This window comes from Pseudomonas soli, assembly GCF_021283165.2.
Taxonomy (GTDB): domain Bacteria; phylum Pseudomonadota; class Gammaproteobacteria; order Pseudomonadales; family Pseudomonadaceae; genus Aquipseudomonas; species Aquipseudomonas soli.
Genome location: NZ_CP128543.1, coordinates 4,930,076 through 4,949,474, shown reverse-complemented (window position 1 = coordinate 4,949,474; position 19,399 = coordinate 4,930,076). Strand labels below are relative to the sequence as shown.

18 protein-coding genes are annotated in these 19,399 nt (G+C 63.5%); 9 read left to right on the top strand and 9 right to left on the bottom strand.

Annotation, left to right across the window (positions count from 1 at the left end; translation table 11 throughout):
- Positions 1 to 67 precede the first annotated feature (67 nt).
- The 4 genes from LU688_RS22800 to LU688_RS22785 all read right to left on the bottom strand — a co-directional run bounded on the left by LU688_RS22800 (position 68) and on the right by LU688_RS22785 (position 6,070).
- Complete coding sequence (locus LU688_RS22800; RefSeq protein WP_371041586.1) at positions 68 to 1,447, bottom strand: OprD family porin; 1,380 nt, start codon at positions 1,445 to 1,447, stop codon at positions 68 to 70.
- Positions 1,448 to 1,604: 157 nt separating this feature from the next.
- Positions 1,605 to 3,197, bottom strand: coding sequence for an ABC transporter substrate-binding protein (locus LU688_RS22795; protein WP_023630504.1), 1,593 nt, complete (start codon positions 3,195 to 3,197; stop codon positions 1,605 to 1,607).
- A 212-nt stretch (positions 3,198 to 3,409) separates the two neighbouring features.
- Positions 3,410 to 5,035, bottom strand: a complete 1,626-nt coding sequence (locus tag LU688_RS22790) for an ABC transporter substrate-binding protein (RefSeq protein WP_023630505.1) — start codon at positions 5,033 to 5,035, stop codon at positions 3,410 to 3,412.
- A gap of 312 nt (positions 5,036 to 5,347) precedes the next feature.
- Complete coding sequence (locus tag LU688_RS22785; RefSeq protein ID WP_104444944.1) at positions 5,348 to 6,070, bottom strand: SIMPL domain-containing protein; 723 nt, start codon at positions 6,068 to 6,070, stop codon at positions 5,348 to 5,350.
- Between the two features lie 201 nt (positions 6,071 to 6,271).
- Between LU688_RS22785 and LU688_RS22780 the strand changes: the two genes are divergently transcribed.
- Positions 6,272 to 7,528, top strand: a complete 1,257-nt coding sequence (locus tag LU688_RS22780; RefSeq protein WP_038706754.1) for an ATP-binding protein — start codon at positions 6,272 to 6,274, stop codon at positions 7,526 to 7,528.
- Positions 7,528 to 8,088 carry a response regulator transcription factor gene (locus LU688_RS22775; protein WP_094011708.1) on the top strand — a complete coding sequence of 187 codons (561 nt, stop codon included), beginning with the start codon at positions 7,528 to 7,530 and terminating at the stop codon, positions 8,086 to 8,088. The genes LU688_RS22780 and LU688_RS22775 overlap by 1 nt, the downstream gene beginning before the upstream one ends.
- Positions 8,089 to 8,180: 92 nt before the next feature.
- Here the strand turns inward: LU688_RS22775 and LU688_RS22770 are convergent, their stop codons facing one another.
- Positions 8,181 to 8,369 carry a hypothetical protein gene (locus LU688_RS22770; RefSeq protein ID WP_046854282.1) on the bottom strand — a complete coding sequence of 63 codons (189 nt, stop codon included), beginning with the start codon at positions 8,367 to 8,369 and terminating at the stop codon, positions 8,181 to 8,183.
- Positions 8,370 to 8,383: 14 nt separating this feature from the next.
- Positions 8,384 to 10,018 (bottom strand): phospholipase, encoded by a 1,635-nt coding sequence (locus tag LU688_RS22765; protein ID WP_160290939.1) that lies wholly within the window; start codon positions 10,016 to 10,018, stop codon positions 8,384 to 8,386.
- 189 nt (positions 10,019 to 10,207) lie between these two features.
- On the opposite strand from LU688_RS22765, the gene LU688_RS22760 reads away from it, so the two are divergent.
- The 6 genes from LU688_RS22760 (at position 10,208) to LU688_RS22735 (ending at position 15,913) form a co-directional block, all read left to right on the top strand.
- Positions 10,208 to 11,149 (top strand): AEC family transporter, encoded by a 942-nt coding sequence (locus LU688_RS22760; RefSeq protein ID WP_023631898.1) that lies wholly within the window; start codon positions 10,208 to 10,210, stop codon positions 11,147 to 11,149.
- A 49-nt stretch (positions 11,150 to 11,198) separates the two neighbouring features.
- Complete coding sequence (locus LU688_RS22755; protein WP_023631899.1) at positions 11,199 to 12,554, top strand: amino acid permease; 1,356 nt, start codon at positions 11,199 to 11,201, stop codon at positions 12,552 to 12,554.
- A 491-nt stretch (positions 12,555 to 13,045) separates the two neighbouring features.
- A complete protein-coding gene (locus LU688_RS22750) occupies positions 13,046 to 13,693 on the top strand; it encodes a FadR/GntR family transcriptional regulator (protein ID WP_244891331.1) in 648 nt (215 codons plus the stop codon).
- 13 nt (positions 13,694 to 13,706) lie between these two features.
- Positions 13,707 to 14,987: a CynX/NimT family MFS transporter gene (locus LU688_RS22745; protein WP_104444947.1), complete on the top strand. Its 1,281-nt coding sequence runs from the start codon at positions 13,707 to 13,709 to the stop codon at positions 14,985 to 14,987.
- 115 nt (positions 14,988 to 15,102) lie between these two features.
- The gene (locus tag LU688_RS22740) at positions 15,103 to 15,573 is read left to right on the top strand and encodes a nuclear transport factor 2 family protein (protein WP_023629130.1); all 471 of its coding nucleotides are present in this window, start codon (positions 15,103 to 15,105) and stop codon (positions 15,571 to 15,573) included.
- A 43-nt stretch (positions 15,574 to 15,616) separates the two neighbouring features.
- Complete coding sequence (locus LU688_RS22735; RefSeq protein ID WP_094011703.1) at positions 15,617 to 15,913, top strand: GIY-YIG nuclease family protein; 297 nt, start codon at positions 15,617 to 15,619, stop codon at positions 15,911 to 15,913.
- 115 nt (positions 15,914 to 16,028) lie between these two features.
- Here LU688_RS22735 and LU688_RS22730 read toward each other — a convergent pair whose 3' ends face one another.
- Both LU688_RS22730 and yejK read right to left on the bottom strand, forming a co-directional pair.
- Positions 16,029 to 16,271: a hypothetical protein gene (locus tag LU688_RS22730; protein ID WP_094011702.1), complete on the bottom strand. Its 243-nt coding sequence runs from the start codon at positions 16,269 to 16,271 to the stop codon at positions 16,029 to 16,031.
- Positions 16,272 to 16,615: 344 nt separating this feature from the next.
- Positions 16,616 to 17,623, bottom strand: coding sequence for a nucleoid-associated protein YejK (yejK, locus tag LU688_RS22725; protein ID WP_094011701.1), 1,008 nt, complete (start codon positions 17,621 to 17,623; stop codon positions 16,616 to 16,618).
- A gap of 391 nt (positions 17,624 to 18,014) precedes the next feature.
- Here yejK and LU688_RS22720 point away from each other — a divergent pair, with 391 nt between their 5' ends.
- The gene (locus LU688_RS22720) at positions 18,015 to 18,296 is read left to right on the top strand and encodes an HU family DNA-binding protein (protein WP_008098055.1); all 282 of its coding nucleotides are present in this window, start codon (positions 18,015 to 18,017) and stop codon (positions 18,294 to 18,296) included.
- A 47-nt stretch (positions 18,297 to 18,343) separates the two neighbouring features.
- Here the strand turns inward: LU688_RS22720 and rlmF are convergent, their stop codons facing one another.
- The gene (gene rlmF, locus LU688_RS22715) at positions 18,344 to 19,294 is read right to left on the bottom strand and encodes a 23S rRNA (adenine(1618)-N(6))-methyltransferase RlmF (RefSeq protein WP_104444948.1); all 951 of its coding nucleotides are present in this window, start codon (positions 19,292 to 19,294) and stop codon (positions 18,344 to 18,346) included.
- Between the last annotated feature and the right edge of the window lie 105 nt (positions 19,295 to 19,399).

The following is a 19,399-nucleotide window of genomic DNA, read 5'->3' as shown; positions in this document are numbered from 1 at the left end:
CTCCCTGCAGTGCTAGTTCCAGCGTAGCCGCCACGGCCCGTGGGGAGGCGGGCCGTGGCGCCAACGGTCAGAGGATGTTGAACGGAATGGTGGTGACGACGCGGAACTCGTCGAGACTGCCGTCGCTCTGCGCCTTGCTGGCACGGTGGGCGGTATAGGTGGCGCGGATGGTGGTGTCCTTCAGCATGCCGCTCTGCACCGCGTAGCTGGTGCCGATGCCCCACTCGTAGTGGTTCTCGCCGTCCTGGCCGCGCACGTCATAGGCGGTGCCCTTGTAGTGGGTACCGTCGATATCCCAGCCGCGGGCGTTGTAGACGTTGAACTTCAGGCCCGGCACGCCATACGGCGCCATGTTCAGCACATAGCTGATCTGCAGGGATTTCTCGTTCGGGCCGTTGAAGTCCGACAGCAGGGAGTTGGCCAGGTAGATGCCGTTGGTCTCGTGCAGGTAGTCGAAGTACTCGTTACCGTTGACCTGCTGCCAGGAGGCGGTGAGGGTGTGGGCCTGGTGGGTCAGGCCGAACGACAGGCTGTAGGTGTCGTTGTCGATCTCGCCCATCTTCTTGCTGCCTTCGTCCACGGTCTTGTAGTAGTTAAGACCGGTGGTCAGGCTCAGCACCGCGCTGTCGCCCAGCACGTGGTTGGCGCCGAAGTAGTACTGGTTCCAGAAGTCCTCGACCTTGGTCGCGTAGAGGCTGGTGGTCAGGCTCTTGAGCGGCTGGTAGTTGATGCCGACGGTGCTGGCGCGGTCGGTTTCCCTGCCGTTGCCGTATTCGCTGCGGAACTTGCTCAGGCTCTGCTCGGTACGCGGCGAAACGCGGTCGAAGGTACCCACGTCGAACGACAGGTTCTCGAACTCGGCGCTGTGCAGGAACGCGCCCTGGAAGCTCGATGGCAAGGCACGGTTACCGATGTAGGCGATCATCGGCGTGTCGACCGATTGACGACCGACGGTCAGCGTGGTGTTGGAGATGCGCGCCTTGACATTGCCCAGGCCCATCTTGCTCCACTGGCCGATCGGGTCGCCGTCGCTGTGGGTCAGGGTGCGGTTGTTCGGGCCGGCCACGGCGGCGCGGCCCTGCTCGAGGGCGATGGCATTGTAGGCCGCGGCCTCGACGGCGAAGCCCACGGTACCTTCGGTGAAGCCCGAGCTGTAGTTGAGGATGGTGCCCTGCACCCAGTTGTCGCGGCTGTGGGTGTCGTGGCGGGTGCCGTCGCCCTTGGTGTATTTCCACAGCGGCGCGCGGGTGGCGCGTTCGCGGGCATACCAGTTGCGGGTGCTGCCGGTCAGACTCTGGCCATCGATGAAGCCTTTGGCCTCGGCCTGTTCACTGCTGGACTTGAGCGCGAACGGCACGAAGTCCTGGCTTGCGGGTTCGGCCTGGGCGAGGGCGCAGAAGGCGCCGACGGACAAGGCCAGTGCGGTGGTGGTGGTACGAATCAACATGAAAGCTCCCTGATATTTTTCTAGTTATCACCCGACCTTGTGGGCCGGGCTTGTCACGGTGACGCGGTACTGCAGTGTCTGCCTGGGGGTTGCCAGGCAAATCCGGGCTGCACGCCGTCGCGGGAGTGGGTCGCACTCCCGGCCGGGCGTTGCAGGGTCAATCGATGCTGACGCCGGAGAAAACGTTGCGTCCGAAGGGGCTGACCTTGAAGTCTTTCACGCTGATGCTCAGCGGCTGGTTGACCGTGGAGTGCGCAACCGGGGTAATCGGCACCTGTTGCTTGAGACGTTGCTGGGCTTGTTCGTAGAGGCTGGTGCGCTGGTCGCGGTCGGTGACCTGCTTGGCTTTTTTCACCAGTGCGTCGTATTGCGAATCGCACCACAAGGAGTAGTTATTGCTGCCGATGGCGTCGCAGCTGAACAGGGTGCCGAGCCAGTTGTCCGGATCACCGTTGTCGCCGGTCCAGCCGATCAGGGCGATGTCATGCTCGCCGTTCTTCATGCGCTTGAGGTATTCACCCCATTCGTAGCTGACGATGCGCACCTTGAAGCCGAGCTTGCTCCAGTCGGACTGGAGCATTTCGGCCATGAGCTTGGCGTTGGGGTTGTAGGGGCGTTGTACCGGCATGGCCCACAGGGTGATCTCGGTACCTTCCTTGACCCCGGCCTGCTTCAGCAGTTGCTTGGCCTTTTCCGGGTCGAACGGGGCGTCCTTGATCGATTTGTCGTAGGACCATTGGGTCGGCGGCATGGCGTTGACGGCGGTCTGGCCGGCATCCTGGTAGACCGCCTGGATGATTGCCTGCTTGTTCACTGCCATGTCCATGGCCTGGCGCACCTCAAGCCGGTCGAAGGGTGGGTGCTGGGTGTTGTAGGCGATGTAGCCAAGGTTGAAACCGGGTTGTGTCATCACCTGCAGCTTGCCGTCTGCCTTGAGCGCGGGCAGGTCGGCCGGGCGCGGGTGCAGGGTGATCTGGCATTCGTTGCGGCGCAGCTTCTGGATGCGCACCGAGGGGTCGACGTTGATCGAGAACACCAGGTTGTCGATCTTCACCCGGTCCGGCGCCCAGTATTCCTTGTTGCCCTTGAAGCGGATCTGCGAATCCTTCTGGTAGCGCTGGAACACGAACGGACCGGTGCCGATCGGCTTCTGGTTGATATCGCTGGCCTTGCCGCTGGCCAGCAGGTGGTCGGCGTACTCGGCGGAGAGGATCGAGGCGAAGGCCATGGCGATGTTCTGCAGGAACGCGGCGTCGACCTGGTTGAGGGTGAAGACCACGGTCAGCGGGTCGGTCTTCTCGACCTTGGCGATGTTCTTGTCCAGCCCCATGCTGATGAAGTACGGGAACTCGGTGGGATAGGCCTTGCGGAAGGGGTGATCCTTGTCGAGCATGCGGTTGAAGGTGAACAGCACGTCGTCGGCGTTGAAGTCGCGGCTGGGCTTGAAGTCCTTGTTGCCATGGAACTTCACAGCGGGTCGCAGGTGGAAGGTGTACTTCAGGCCGTCCTCGGACACCTGCCAGTCGGTGGCCAGGCCCGGCTGCACGGCAGTGCCGCCGCGCTCGAACTCGACCAGGCGGTTATAGATCGGTTCGGCGGCGTCGTTGTCGGTGGCCGCGGTGTACTGGGCGGTGTCGAAACCTGCCGGGCTGCCTTCGGAGCAGAACACCAGGTTGTTGGCGAGGCTCGCGGGAGCCTGGCTCAGCAAGCCGAGGGCAAGCAGGGTGGAACTCAGTGTGGTAAGGCGCATGGCAGATCCTTTGTCCGTGTTTTCAGGCCGCGACAGGCAAAACGCGGCTGCTGCATCCCGGTCCTGACGATAGGCGCGCCAGAATGCGGGAACCAGGGTTCGCTACTGATTTGAGGGCGGGAGCGTTCTGGCGAATGCGAGGGAATAACCCTGCGTATCGCCCGATCATGTCACCGCCCCGCCGGCAAACGCCGGCGGGGCGGTCACGACCGTTACTTGTCCACGCTGACCCCGTAGAAGGAGTTCAGGCCGAAGGGGCTGATCTTGAAGTCCTTCACTTTCGCGCTCATGGGCTGATACACGGTGGAGTGGGCGATCGGGGTGATCGGCACCTGCTCCTTGAGGATGTGTTGCGCCTGCTTGTACAGCTCGGTGCGTTTGGCCTGGTCGGGGGTGGCCTTGGCTTGCTTGATCAGGTCGTCGTAGGGCTTGTAGCACCACTTGGAGAAGTTGTTGCCATCCATGGCATCGCAGCCATAGAGCGTGCCCAGCCAGTTGTCCGGGTCACCATTGTCGCCGCTCCAGCCAATCAGCATGGCGCCCTGCTCGCCGCCCTTGGAGCGCTTGATGTACTCGCCCCACTCGTAGCTGACGATCTTGGCCTTGATGCCGACCTTCGCCCAGTCGGACTGGAGCATCTCGGCCATCAGCTTGGCGTTGGGGTTGTACGGACGCTGCACCGGCATGGCCCACAGGGTGATCTCGGTGCCTTCCTTGATGCCGGCTTCCTTGAGCAGCTGCTTCGCCTTTTCAGGGTCGTACTTGGCGTCCTTGATCGTGGTGTCGTAGGACCATTGCGTCGGCGGCATGGCGTTGACCGCCAGCTGGCCGGCGCCTTGATAGACTGACTCGATGATCTGCGGCTTGTTCACCGCCATGTCCAGCGCTTCGCGCACCTTGAGCTGCGACAGTGGGTTGGGTTCGTTGCTGCCCTTGACCTTGTCCATCACGTTGTAGGCGATGTAGCCGAGGTTGAAGCCAGCCTGGTCAGGCATCTTCAGCTTCGGATCCTGTTTGAGCGGTGCGATGTCGGCCGGACGCGGGAACAGGGTGACCTGGCATTCGTTCTTCTTGAGTTTCTGCATGCGCACCGAGGCGTCGGTGCTGATTGCGAAGATCAGGTTGTCGATCTTCACGTCCTCGGGCTTCCAGTAGTCCTTGTTGCCCTTGTAACGGATCTGCGCGTCCTTCTGGTACTTGCTGAACACGAACGGGCCGGTGCCGATGGGCTTCTGGTTGATATCGGCAGCCTTGCCCTGCTTGAGCAACTGGTCGGCGTATTCGGCGGACTGGATCGAGGCGAAGCTCATGGCCAGGTTCTGGATGAACGCGGCGTCGACGTCGTTGAGCGTGAACTTCACAGTGTGCTCGTCGACCTTCTCGACCTTGGCGATGTTCTTGTCCATGCCCATGTCGGTGAAGTAAGGGAACTCGGTGGGGTAGGCCTTGCGGAAGGGGTGGTTCTTGTCGAGCATGCGGTTGAAGGTGAAGAGCACGTCGTCGGCGTTGAATGCACGGGTCGGCTTGAAGTACTCGGTGGTATGGAACTTCACGCCGTCACGCAGATGGAAGGTGTACGTCTTGCCGTCGTCGGAGACTTCCCACTTGGTGGCCAGGCCCGGGATCACTGCGGTGCCGCCACGCTCGAATTGAGTCAGGCGGTTGAACATGGTTTCGGCGGAGGCGTCAAAGTCGGTCCCGGTGGTGTACTGGCCAGGGTCGAAACCGGCCGGGCTGCCTTCGGAGCAGAACACCAGGTTGGTCGCGGCGAGGGCGGATGGAGCGCCGGCTAGCAAGCCTGCACTGACCAGGAACGGGATGACTGCGTGTTTGAGCATGGTGGCCTCATTGTTGTCATTTTTCGAATTGAGGCGGCCTCGTGAGCCGACCTGCGGATACTTATGCAGGGGGTATTCCCAATGCAACACTCAGCAGGATGGTTGACGCCAAAAACGTGGTACTGACGTACATGGATGTCGCATCCATATAACTTTGGCGAATGTTGAACGTTTGCGAGGGGGAAAAGGGCGAAAATTTCAGGATATTTCGCACTTTATATGACAAGCAGACGCACCCGTTTGGTGCGTAGGAAAGGTCTGAAACGGCTGTCCGAGACGGTTTTGACCATCTCGGACATCCAGTCGAGTGGGTCAGGGCACCTGGACTTCGATCAGGCCGTCGGCACTCATGCTAACTTCGCTGGTTCCGGCTTCGATATCCGGTGCCGGCGCGGATTCATCGGCGGCGCCCTTGGCCATCATCGCCATCGGTGCGTTGCGCAGGTAGGGGCGTGGGTAACCGCTGCTGTTGAGGTTCAGGCTGACCACCTTGTAGCCTTTGCCGCCCAGGGCATCGGTGGCCAACTGGGCGCGGGCCTTGAACGCGGCAACGGCATCCTTGAGCAGCTCGTCTTCATTGGACTTGCGTGTGGCCGGGGCAATGGAGAAGTCCATGCCGCCCATCTTCAGGTCTTGCAGCAGGTCACCGGTGAGCTTGGACAGGGCCGGGAAGTCGGCACTTTCCAGGCGCAGTTCGGCGCGCTCGCGCCAGCCGGTGATCTTCTGGCCCTTGGTGTCGTAGATCGGGTAGCTGTTGCGGCTGCCCTGGCTGATCTTCACGTCCTTGACCTGGCGGGCTTGCTGCATGGCCTTGTTCATGGTCTCGGTGATCTCTTTGGCCAGCTTGCCCGGGTCGGTGTTCTGCGCTTCGCTGTACAGCGTCACGACCATCAGGTCGCGTGCCACTTCCTTGCTGACTTCGGCACGCAGCGACACCTGGTTGTAGCGTGGCTCGTCGGCCGCCAGGGCCGGCAGGCTGGCGAGCATGCCGCAGGACAGGGCAACGGCGGCGGCGCCGCGACGGGTAATGTGCATGTGGAGCTCCTTGGCAGGGTAAGGCGTGGATGAGCAGATCCGTTCCACGCATGGCCGATCAGACCGGTGACAGTGTAGAGGGTTCAAAAGTGCCATCATGAATCTATGACAAAGTGTGGCGCTTTGCCGCATCGCTGCAGTGGAGCGCCCGGCTTCGGTATACTCCAGCCGATTTTCCTGGAGCACTCATTGGGAGAGCTCATGCTCGCCGTCGCACATCCGTTGTCTGCCACACGCCAGAACCTGTGGCGCCTGACCTTCATCCGCATCCTCGTCCTGGCGGCCCAGGCGGGCTCGGTAGGCGTGGCCTACTGGACCGAGCTGCTGCCGCTGCCGTGGTTCTCGCTGGCAGTCACGCTGGCCCTGTCGTCGCTGCTGTGCGCGTTCACCGCCCTGCGCCTGCGCCTGTCGCTGCCGGTCACCGAGCTCGAGTACGCCCTGCAGCTGGCCTGCGACCTGCTGATCCACAGTGCCCTGCTTTATTACTCGGGCGGCTCGACCAACCCCTTCGTCTCCTATTACCTGGTGCCATTGGCCATCGCCGCGGTGACCTTGCCGTGGCTCTACTCGCTGGTGCTTTCAGGTATCGCCCTGGTGGCCTACAGCCTGTTGCTGGTGCAGTACTACCCGCTGGAAACGCTGCCGCTGGCGCGTGACACCATGCAGGTCTACGGCATGTGGCTGAGCATCGCCCTGGCCGCAGGGGTGATCACCTTCTTCGCCGCGCGCATGGCCGAGGAGTTGCGCCGTCAGGAGAACCTGCGTGCCGAGCGCCGCGAGGAAAGCCTGCGCGACGAGCAGTTGCTGGCCGTGGCCACCCAGGCCGCTGGCGCCGCCCACGAACTGGGCACGCCGCTGGCGACCATGAGCGTGCTGCTCAACGAAATGCGCCAGGACCACGCCGACCCGCTGTTGCAGGAAGACCTGCAGATCCTTCAGGACCAGGTCAAGCTGTGCAAGGAGACCCTGCAGCAGCTGGTGCGCGCCGCCGAGGCCAACCGGCGCCTGGCGATCGTCGAGCAGGATGTCACCGCCTGGCTCGACGAGGCGCTCAACCGCTGGCACCTGATGCGCCCGGAAGCCAGCTACCGCTTCCAGCGCCTGCGCGATGGCGTGGTGCCGCGGCTGACGCCGCCACCAGACCTGACCCAGGCCCTGCTGAACCTGTTGAACAATGCCGCCGATGCCTGCCCGGACGACCTGGAGGTGCGCCTGGACTGGGACGCCCAGGATATCGTCATCAGCATCCGCGACCATGGCCCCGGCGTACCGCCGGCCATCGCCGAGGCTATCGGCAAACCTTTCATTACCACCAAGGGCAAAGGCTTCGGCCTTGGCCTGTTCTTGAGCAAGGCCAGCGTGACGCGTGCGGGCGGTTCGGTGAAACTCTATAGTCATGAGCAGGGTGGCACCCTGACCGAATTGCGCCTGCCCCATGGCAAGCGAGGAGATGCATGATGAGCGAAGAAAACCAGGTCGAAGGCGAAGAGCTGCCGCACCTGCTGCTGGTGGATGACGACGCCACCTTCACCCGGGTGATGGCCCGGGCGATGTCGCGTCGTGGCTTCCGTGTGAGCACTGCGGGTTCCGCTGAGGAAGGCTTGAAGCTTGCCGAGCAGGACCTGCCCGACTACGCCACGCTGGACCTGAAGATGGAGGGCGACTCGGGGCTGGTCTTGCTACCCAAGCTGCTGGAGCTGGATCCGGAGATGCGCGTGGTGATCCTGACCGGTTACTCGAGCATCGCCACGGCAGTCGAGGCGGTCAAGCGCGGAGCCTGCAACTATTTGTGCAAACCGGCCGACGCCGATGACGTGCTGGCGGCACTGCTATCGGAGCATACCGACCTGGACACGTTGGTGCCAGAGAACCCGATGTCGGTGGATCGCTTGCAGTGGGAGCATATCCAGCGCGTGCTAGCCGAGCACGAGGGCAATATCTCTGCCACGGCGCGGGCGCTGGGCATGCATCGGCGTACCTTGCAGCGCAAGCTGCAAAAGCGTCCAGTCCGACGCTGAAGTCCACTGGGGGCGCTGCGCGCCCCATCGTCGCGGTTCGTCGCCACGACAAGCCGCGACGAAAGGGCCACGTAGTGGCCCCCTGCGTTTTGTCAGGCTTTCCCTCCCGAGCGGTCAACCCGCACCGCAAGCTGTCCTGCTCCCGATGGCGCCTCGAACGCGACCTGCCCACCTGCCGGCACTTTCGCCCGGCCAATCACCTTGCCATCGCGCAGCAACTCCAGCGGCATGCCTTCCATCGACTGGCCCGAAGCCAGTTCCAGTTTGACCTTGATATTCATCGGTGACCTCCTTGTCACGCGTTGCGATCGATATAGAGCGTTGTCTTTGCGTCCAGGCTGGCGATCAGTTCCGGCGAACCGCCGCGGAACTGGCGGAACAGGTTGCGCCCGCGTTGCTTACCGTCCGCAGGCACCTGCACGCTCGGGTGGAACTGGTCGGTGAGCTCGGCATAGCCGCTCCATGGGCCAATGTACGACTCGTTGAGCTGGTCGGTGATGCTGAAGGCATAGCGCACCGCGTTGCCCCGTTGCCAGTTCAGGCCATCGGGCTCACGGCGCTCCCAACCGGTGATCACCGGCGCGGTGGCGGGGGCATCGATGAAGCCGGTGGGCTTGTTCGGCTTGTAGTCCTTGAGCAGCAGGTAGGTGCTCCAGCCCCACCAGTCGCCGATGCGGTTACGGTCGTTGAGGTCGTTGACGTCCTTGCGCCGCAGCACCGCCTTGCCGTCCTGGAGGTACAGCGCGGCGAAGTTGCCGGGTACCAGGTCCTGTTCGGCGGCGCGCAGGTCGGGCGCCAGGCGCAGGGCCGAAAAGTCCTTGGCCTGGGGCGCGCGGCCCTCGGCGAAGGCCTGGAACACTTCATCGACCGAGCGCTGCACGGCGCGCGTCACTTGACGACGGTTGGCCACATCGACGCTGTCGAAGTAGCGCTTGTCGCCGTAGGCGCGCCATTGCTCGCCCTCGGCATTGCGCACGGCCAGGCCGTACTTGCTGTCCTCGTCGTGCATGAAGCGCGAGATCAGCGAGCCGACGTCGCTCGGCGTGACGGTGTCGGCCAGGGCCTTGCGCGGCACCCGCAGGTGGCCGGCGGAGAACAGGTCGGTGAGGAAGTGGTCGGCGAAGGCGTTCATCGCATAGGCCAGTTGCAGGTCGCGCTCGGCGCCGCTGGAGCGGGCTTTCAGCGCCTGCTGCAGGGCGGCGGCGTGGCCGGCCTGGTAGGCCAGCAGCGCCCAGGGGCCGAAGTGGTCCCAGTTGCTGGCGGCCAGTTTCAGGTAGCGGCCCAGGGGGAACAGGTCGGAGGCGAAGCTGCCGCCGCCGGTGATGCGGTTCCAGCGTGCCGACAGGCTGTCGCCCAGTGCATCATAGGCTTCATGGGGCTGCCGGCCGTCCTTGATGGCCTGGTTGGCGGCGCGGATTTCTTCCTGCATGACCGCGAGGATCTGTTCGGCTTCCGCCTTGGCCGCCTGCAGGCGCGCCAGGGAGTCGAAGGCCTGGATGAAGCGCTCGATCCGTTCGGCGTCGGTGCCGCCATCGGCGATCGGGCGCTCGGGCAAGCCATAGAAATCGCCGCCCAGGGCGATCACCTGGCCATAGGTCAGGTTCAGGCCGTTGGGCAGTGGCAGCGGCGACTGATGGGCGGGGATGCCCGGTTGGCCCACCTCGTAGCGCAGCAGGGCGTTGTCGCCGATGGCGGTGTGTTCGGCGCCTTCGAACAAGAGCTCCGGGCCGCGCTGAGCAGCTTTGCCGCCAGCCGACGGTGGCGCAGGGCGGTGATACTTGAGGGTGTGGTGACCGTGCATGACCAGTACCAGATGACTGTCGGGGCCGGGCAGGGCGATACCGTGCTCATCGAACAGCTGGTCGAGGTCAGCGACCACCAGCGTGGCATGGGCCTTCGCGGCCAGAGGTGCAGCGTGCATTCCTGACATGATTTGCTCCTTGCAATGTCTGGACAATCCATTTTTTACTGTATGTATATACAGTAGTGCATATCATATGCAGGAAATTTCCTAGGTCAAGAGCCCTTTGTGCTGGCATCTGGCAGCTGTGGCGGGCGCAAGCCCCCAGCTCTCACGTATGATTGCGCTCCCTAACGGCATTTCCCGGGACCACGTTGCATGCTCGCCCTACTCATCCAGACACTGAACATCACGGCCCCTGTGTTCGCCATGCTGTTCATGGGCGTGCTGCTCAAGCGCATCCGCTTGATCGACGACAACTTCAACCGGGTCGCCTCCAAGCTGGTGTTCAACGTGTGCATGCCGGCGCTGCTGTTCCTCGGCATCTACCACGCCGACCTGGCGTCGGCGGTGAAACCAGGGGTGATGCTCTACTTTGTCGGCGCGACGCTGGCGTGCTTCGGTCTGGCCTGGGGCCTGGCGATCTGGCGCTGCCCGCGGGCTGACCGCGGCATCTACACGCAAGGCGCGTTTCGCGGCAACAACGGCGTGATCGGCCTGGCACTGGCGGCCAGCCTGTATGGCGACTACGGTATATCCCTCGGCGCGGTGCTGGCCGGGTTGGTGATCCTCATGTACAACTCGCTGTCGGCGGTGGTACTGGCGGTGTACAGCCCGGACCTGAAGTCCGACCCGTGGAGCATCTGCAAGAGCATCCTCAGCAACCCGTTGATCCTCAGCGTGCTGGTGGCAACACCCATGGCCTACGGCCAGGTGCCGCTGCCCAACTGGCTGCTGACCTCCGGCGACTACCTGGCGCAGATGACCCTGCCGCTGGCGCTGATCTGCATCGGTGGCACCCTGTCGCTGGCGGCCTTGCGCGACAGTGGCAGGCTGGCCGTCGATGTCAGCCTGGCGAAGATGGTCTGGCTGCCGCTGCTGGGCACCCTGGGTGCCTGGCTGTGCGGGTTCCGTGGTGCCGAGCTGGGCATCCTGTTCCTCTACATCGCCAGCCCCACTGCGGCGGCCAGCTATGTGATGGCGCGGGAGGCCAACGGCAACCATGAACTGGCGGCGTCGATCATCGTGATCACTACACTGATGGCCGCCGTCACCACGAACGTCGGGATTTTCTTCTTGCAATGGGGTGGATGGATCTAGTCCAGTTGCAAGCAAAACCAATAACACTGCCTCACCTAAAGGACACTTCATGCAAGACCAGAGCACGCCCGAGCGCTTGCAGCGCGGGCTGAAGAATCGCCATATCCAGCTGATCGCGCTGGGCGGGGCCATTGGCACCGGGCTGTTCCTGGGCATCGCCCAGACCATCCAGCTGGCCGGCCCGTCGGTGCTGTTGGGCTATGCCATCGCCGGCCTGATGGCCTTCCTGATCATGCGCCAGTTGGGCGAAATGGTGGTCGAGGAGCCGGTCGCCGGCAGTTTCAGCCACTTCGCGCACCAGTACTGGAGCGAGTTCGCCGGTTTCGTCTCGGGCTGGAACTACTGGGTGGTGTACGTGCTGGTCGGCATGGCCGAGCTCACGGCCGTGGGGATCTATGTGCAGTACTGGTGGCCGGACTTCCCGACCTGGGCCACTGCGGCGATTTTCTTCGTGGTGATCAACGCCATCAACCTGACCCAGGTGAAAGTGTATGGCGAAATGGAGTTCTGGTTCGCCCTGGTGAAGGTGGTGGCCATCGTCAGCATGATCGGCTTCGGCGCCTGGCTGCTGGGCAGCGGCCACGGCGGGCCGGATGCCAGCGTCGCCAACCTGTGGCAGTACGGCGGCTTCTTCCCCAATGGCGTCACCGGGCTGATCATGGCCCTGGCGGTTATCATGTTCTCCTTTGGCGGCCTGGAGCTGGTGGGCATCACCGCCGCCGAAGCGGCCAACCCGCGTGAGAGCATCCCGAAGGCGACCAACCAGGTGGTCTATCGCATCCTGATCTTCTACATCGGCGCGCTGGCCGTGCTGTTGTCGTTGTATCCCTGGCAGAAGGTGGTGCAGGGCGGCAGCCCGTTCGTGATGATCTTCCACGAACTGGACAGCGACCTGGTGGCGACCATCCTCAACATCGTGGTGCTGACCGCCGCGCTGTCGGTCTACAACAGCTGCGTGTACGCCAACAGCCGCATGCTGTTCGGCCTGGCCACGCAAGGTGACGCGCCGCGCCAGCTGCTCAAGGTCAGCCGCCGTGGCGTGCCGCTCACCGCGCTGGGCGTGTCGGCCTTTGCCACCGGCCTGTGCGTGCTGATCAACTACCTGATGCCGGGCGAGGCCTTCGGCCTGCTGATGGCCCTGGCGGTATCGGCGCTGGTGATCAACTGGGCGAGCATCAGCATCACCCACCTGAAGTTCCGCAAGGCCAAGCTGGCGGCCGGCATCACGCCGTTCTACAAGAGCCTGTGGCACCCGCTGAGCAACTACCTGTGCCTGGCGTTCATCGTGCTGATCCTGGTGGTGATGTACCTAACCCCGCCAATCCGTATCTCGGTGATGCTGATCCCGGCGTGGATCGCCGTGCTGTGGGTGGCGTTCCGGATGAAGAAGGCACGTCAGGCCTGATCTGCTCCATGTCGGTTTCAGGATCGCAGTGGCGATAACATCGCCACTGCCAACCACGAAACTCGAATTTCTTGCTCTTGCTCTTGCTCTTGCTTCTAAGCGCACGGTAGCCCAGGCGCCGCCGATTGCGACTTCAGGAGGCCGAGTGCAGGGCTTGCGTAGGGAGGCGACGGGCATGGATGCCCGTCGAGCGCCGATCAGGCCATGGATGGCCCGTCGGCGCGTACTCCCGGAGCAAGCCCGGAGCGAGGGAACCCCGGAGCGCAGCGCAGGGGCCGTATGAACGGAGCCGAACGGTTTTGCTTACTTTTCCCAAGAGAAAAGTAAGCCGCCGTAAAGGCGGAAAGGTGACTAAAAGTCGACATCTTCCGGGAATGTGCATGTAAAACTCAAAACAGCCACTTAAAGAACAACACCTCCCGTCCCTTGCACCACCCCCACCAACCCGCTATCGTCAAGCAATTCATCCGATGACTGGACGTAATCCCCCCGTGACCCCGCTCATCAAACGCAGCCTGGTAGAACAAGCCGTAGACCAACTCCGCGAGCGCATCGCCCAGGGCACCTGGTCAGTAGGCCAGCGCTTGCCCACCGAACCGGAGCTGGCCAGCGACCTGGGCATCAGCCGCAACACCGTGCGCGAGGCCATGCGCGTCCTCGCCTTCAGCGGCCTGGTGGAAGTCCGCCAGGGCGACGGCAGCTACCTGCGCACCGCCGTGGACCCACTGCATGCCGTACAGGTGATGTCGCGCTGCGCCGTCGAACACGCCCGCGAAACCCGCCATATCCTGGAAACACAAGCCATCGGCCTGGCCGCGTTGCGCCGCACCGAAGCCGACCTGCAGGCACTGCGCGACGCCCTGCAACACAGCGCGCAGCACTACCACGGCGATGTGGATGCCTATGTCGAATGCGACCTGGTCTTCCACCAGCGCCTGGTGGACGCCGCCCACAACCCCGCCTTGAGCGAGCTGTACCGCTACTTTTCCGGTGTGGTCGGCGCGGCCCTGCAGCACAACATGACGACCGTCCCCCGTTGCCAGGCCGTGTTCGACCTGCACGGGCAGATCCTCGACGCCCTCGAACAACGTGATCCGGAGCGGGCCAAGCACCTGAGCCGGACCCTCATCGAATCCTGACCACGAGAAGGCCATGGCCGAACAACTGACCCGCAACACCGCGCCCCGCGAGGCGGACCTCGAAGAACTGCTGATCGACGCCGAGGCCGACGATGAGCAAGTCCAGCAACAGCCCGTGGTGCTGCGCCGGCCCTGGCTGTTGTTGCTGGGCCTGGTACTGGTGGCGCTGAACCTGCGTCCGGCGCTGTCGAGCATGTCGCCCGTACTCGGGCAGGTGTCCGAAGGGCTGGGGCTCAGCGCATCGCAGGCGGGCCTGCTGACCACCTTGCCGGTGCTGTGCCTGGGGCTGTTCGCGCCGCTGGCGCCGATCCTGGCACGACGCTTCGGCAGCGAACGGGTCATCCTCGGCATCTTGCTGACCCTCGCGCTGGGCATCCTGGTGCGCAGTGCCCTGGGCGCCACCGGCGTGTTCATCGGCAGCCTGATGGCCGGTGCGAGCATCGGCATCATCGGCGTGCTGCTGCCCGGCATCGTCAAACGCGATTTCCCTCAACATGCAGGCACCCTGACCGGCGTCTACACCATGGCGCTGTGCCTGGGCGCGGCAATGGCCGCCGGTGCCACGGTGCCCTTGACCCGCCACTTCGATGACAGCTGGGCGCTGGGGCTGGGCTTCTGGGTGCTACCGGCGCTGCTGGCGATGCTGGTGTGGCTGCCGCAGTCGCGCCAGGGCCATGGCGTGCACAAGGTGGCCTACCGGGTGCAGGGCCTGTGGCGTGATCCGCTGGCATGGCAGGTGACCCTGTACATGGGCCTGCAGTCGTCGCTGGCGTATATCGTGTTCGGCTGGTTGCCGTCGATCCTGATCGGCCGTGGGCTGAGCCCGACCGAGGCGGGGCTGGTGCTGTCCGGCTCGGTGATCGTGCAACTGGTCAGTTCGCTGAGTGCGCCATGGCTGGCGACGCGCGGCAAGGATCAGCGCCTGGCCATCGTGGTGGTGATGCTGGTGACCCTGGGCGGGCTGTTCGGCTGCCTGTACGCGCCACTGGAAGGGCTGTGGGGCTGGGCGATCCTGTTGGGGCTGGGCCAGGGCGGCACCTTTGCCCTGGCGTTGACCTTGATCGTGCTGCGCTCCAAGGACGCCCATGTGGCGGCCAACCTGTCGAGCATGGCCCAGGGCGTGGGCTACACGCTGGCCTCCATGGGGCCGTTCGCGGTGGGGCTGGTGCATGACCTGACCGGGGGCTGGGGCGCGGTTGGCTGGATCTTCGCGGTACTGGGGATCGGCGCCATTGTGTTCGGGTTGGGTGCCGGGCGTGCGTTGCATGTGGGTGTGGTCAGCGAGCGGGTCTGAGAGCTGTCGGCACATGCCTGGGGCTTCGGCACCATTCATGGCGCAAATGGCTGTGGCGCCAAAGCCGGGCGGGGACTATCTTGCGCTTCTCGAGCCCCAGTACGGATAACCGCCAATGAGCGATGCCAACAGCGCCCTGATCACCCGTTTCTACCAGGCCTTCCAGCGCCTGGACGCCGAGGCCATGGTGGCCTGCTACAGCGACGACATCGTTTTCAGCGATCCGGTCTTCGGCACCTTGCGCGGGCAGGATGCCGGGGACATGTGGCGCATGCTCACCCGCCGTGCCAAGGACTTCACCCTGACCTTCGACAGCGTGCGCAGCGACGAGCGCGGTGGCGGCGCGCACTGGGTGGCGACCTATCTGTTCAGCCAGACCGGGCGGGTGGTGGTCAACGATATCCAGGCGCGCTTCGTGATCCGTGACGGCCTGATCTGCCAGCACGACGATACCTTCGACCTGTGGCGCTGGTCGCGGCAGGCCCTGGGCATGCCGGGCGTGCTGCTGGGCTGGTCGCCGATGCTGCAGAACAAGGTGCGCCAACAGGCGTTCAAGGGGCTTCGCGCATTCCAGCAGGCGTGCTGAGGCGTTAAGCTGGCGGCCTTCTTCCGTTGCACCGAACCGAGCCGTGAGCGAAACAGCGCCTTCCCCCGACTGCAAACCCTGGTACGTCTATCTGGTGCGTGCCGCCAATGGCTCGCTGTACTGCGGTATCAGCGACGATCCGCAGCGGCGCTTCATCAAGCACCAGAAAGGGCAGGGCGCGCGGTATTTCAAGACCAGCCCGGCGCAGGCGCTGGTGTATGTGGAGCAGTGGCCGGACAAAGGCGAGGCGCTGCGCCAGGAGCGTTTGGTGAAGAAGCTGCGCAAGGCGGCGAAGGAGGCGTTGGTGGCCTCCTATATTGGTCTCGCCACGGACCCATGACACGTTGCGGCGCCTTGGCCATGCTGTGCGGGCGCCATCGCGGGGCAAGCCCGCTCCCACGTAGCTAGGTACTGCGAAGTCCTGGCGTGGGAGCGGGCTTGCCCCGCGATCTGGCTTAATGCAACGTCGGTGCCTGTGCCGGCACCTGTACCTGGATCAACGCCGCTTCGAGCAGCACACGCAGCGACTCCATCTCATGCATCGACGCCATCATCAGCACGGCGGCCGGCGACTTGGGTTTGAGCTGCACGGCATGATGGGCCACGGTCAAGGCGCACAGGGCGTACTCGGTGGCCTGGATGAGGGTGTCTTCGAGGGAATGAGGGTTGTGGGGTGGATCGGGGACAATCTTCAGCATTGGCTTGGCTCTCTCAGAAGGGCCACCACCAACTGCTGTCAAACAAGTGGGTGGCAGCTATGCGTGGGTTGACAGACCGGTGAGAGAACCTGACCCGGCGCACACGAGGTGCCCCACGCACAACCGCCATAGAGCAAGCCATGCAAAAGGTTCTCAGCGGCCTGTCAAAGCCGATCGCTGAATATGCAGCGACCGCCCGAGACTAGAGGCCAACCCAGACCACCGCAATGGCTTGAAAGGGCTTGGGAGTATGTTTGGGAAATGGACTACAGGGAATGGGGAAAGTCTTATAAATCGAAGATCTTTCCGAGGTTGCCGGGGCTGCGCCGCAGCCCCAGACGATCTCAATCCTTGCGTCGCTTCAACTGGTCGATCAGTTGGGTCGGCAGGCCTTTGATGACCAGCGTCCCGGCTTCTTCGTCATACTCGACCTTCGAGCCGAGCAGGTGCGCCTCGAAGCTGATCGACAGCCCTTCGGCACGCCCGGTGAAGCGGCGGAACTGGTTGAGGGTGCGTTTGTCGGCCGGGATCTCCGGCGACAGCCCATAGTCGCTGTTGCGGATATGGTCGAAGAACGCCTCGGGGCGGTCTTCGTCGATCAGGCTGGAGAGTTCTTCCAGCGTTACCGGCTCGCCCAGCTTGGTCTGGGTGGTGGCGTAGTCGACCAGGGTCTGGGTCTTCTCGCGGGCGGATTCTTCCGGCAGGTCCTCTTTCTCGACGAAGTCGCTGAAGGCCTTGAGCAGGGTGCGGGTCTCGCCCGGGCCGTCCACGCCTTCCTGGCAACCGATGAAATCGCGGAAGTAATCCGAGACTTTCTTGCCGTTCTTGCCCTTGATGAACGAGATGTACTGCTTGGAGTTCTGGTTGTTTTTCCACTCGGACAAGTTGACCCGCGCCGCCAGGTGCAGCTGGCCCAGGTCCAGGTGACGCGAGGGGGTCACGTCGAGCTCGGCGTTAACTGCCACGCCTTCACTGTGATGCAGCAGGGCGATGGCCAGGTATTCGGTCATGCCTTGCTGGTAGTGGGCGAACAGCACGTGGCCGCCGGTGGACAGGTTGGATTCTTCCATCAGCTTCTGCAGGTGCTCGACGGCCACGCGGCTGAAGCTGGCGAAGTCTTTCTCCCCGTCCTGATATTGCTTGAGCCAGCCACTGAACGGGTAGGCGCCGGACTCGCCGTGGAAGAAACCCCAGGCTTTGCCTTGCTTGGCGTTGTAGCTGTCGTTGAGGTCGGCCAGCAGATTTTCGATGGCGTCGGAGGCCGCCAGTTCGCTGTCGCGAGCATGGAGCACGGCGGGGCTGCCATCGGGCTTCTTGTCGATCAGGTGAACGATGCAATGACGGATTGGCATGTAATTCTCGGTGATAGGAGCGGTGAAAAGCCGCGCTGCAAAAGGCGCTCAGTTTAACCCAGGGCGAGGGTGATGCAGTGGCCAGATGTTGGCGTATATGTCGGTTGTTCGTTTTTTGTTCAAATATTTGCGATTTTTCTGAAAGCCCCGAAAAACCTGAACAAAAACGCAGTCGGCAGCGGATATTTATCGATTCCTGTGGTAGCTTTGCGCGGTCTTGCGCCCCTTGGGTGGCGCATTGCTGGCAGATCGCTTGCGCAGTGTCGAACCAAACGCCGATTTGCGTATCTACATACGCGATCGACGCGGCCTCTGGATTGTCCCGGGCTGGCCCGACCACCGACCAAGCACGCTGCACAACTACTGAATTTGATAGGGAAGGAACACCACCATGGCACTGACCAAAGACCAACTGATTGCCGATATCGCTGAAGCCATCGACGCGCCGAAAACCACCGCGCGTAACGCTCTGGAGCAACTGGGCCAGATCGTCGCCGACCAACTGGAAAACGGCGCCGAAATCACTCTGCCAGGCATCGGCAAACTGAAAGTCTCCGAGCGCCCTGCCCGTACTGGCCGCAACCCTTCGACTGGCGCCGCCATCGAAATCGCTGCCAAGAAAGTCGTCAAGTTCGTTCCTGCCAAAGCCCTGAGCGACTCGATCAACAAGTAATTGTTGATTTGACGAAACCGCGCCCGGCTTGCCCGGGCGCGGTTTTTTCATGCCCGGGATTTGCGCAGGGTGCGCCATTGCTGGCGTGCACTCTCGTCGTGGAAACTCCAGGCAACCATGCGGCTCTGCTTCTGCCCCTGGCCCATTTCGACGATGCGCAGGTCCTTCACCCCGGCCTTTTTCAAGGCTGCCTCGATACCCGGCAGGTTGCTGGCCTTGGACACCAGGCTGGTGAACCACAGCACCTGGGCGGCGTACTGCGCGCTTTCGGCGACCAACTGGGCGACGAAGCGGATCTCGCCACCTTCGCACCACAGTTCATTGTTCTGCCCCCCGAAGTTCAGCACCGGCAGCTTGCGCTTGGGGTCCTGCTTGCCGAGGTTCTTCCATTTGCGTTGGCTGCCGCGGGTGGCCTCCTCGCGCGAGGCGTGGAAGGGCGGGTTGCACAGGGTCAGGTCAAAGCGCTCGTCGGCCTGCAGCAGGCCGCTGAGGATGCGCTTGCGATCCGCTTGCAGGCGCAGGCCGATGGCCTTGTCGAGCTTGTTGGCCTGGACGATGGCCTTGGCCGAGGCCAGGGCCACGCTGTCGATGTCGGAGCCTGTGAAGCGCCAGCGGTAGTCGCTGTGCCCGAGCAGGGGGTAGATGCAGTTGGCGCCGACGCCGATATCCAGGGCGTGCACCTGGGCGCCACGGGGGATTTCACCGCCGTTGTCTTCGCCCAGCAGGTCGGCCAGCACATGGATGTAGTCGGCGCGGCCGGGGATCGGCGGGCACAGGTAGTCGGCAGGAATGTCCCAGTGCTGGATGCCGTATTGGGCCTTGAGCAGGGCGCGGTTGAATACCCGAACGGCTTCAGGGTTGGCGAAGTCGATGCTGGGTTTGCCGTAGGGGTTGGTGATGGTGAAGCGGGCCAGGTCCGGATGTGCCTTGATCAGGGCGGGGAAGTCGTAGCGGCCCTGGTGGCGGTTGCGCGGATGCAGGGTGGGTTTCTGGGTCATGGTGGGGTCCTGAAAAAGCATCGCCGGCAAGCCGGCTCCCACAGGATAGTGCAGTACCTGTGGGAGCCGGCTTGCCGGCGATGGGCTGCGAAGCAGCCCCCTATG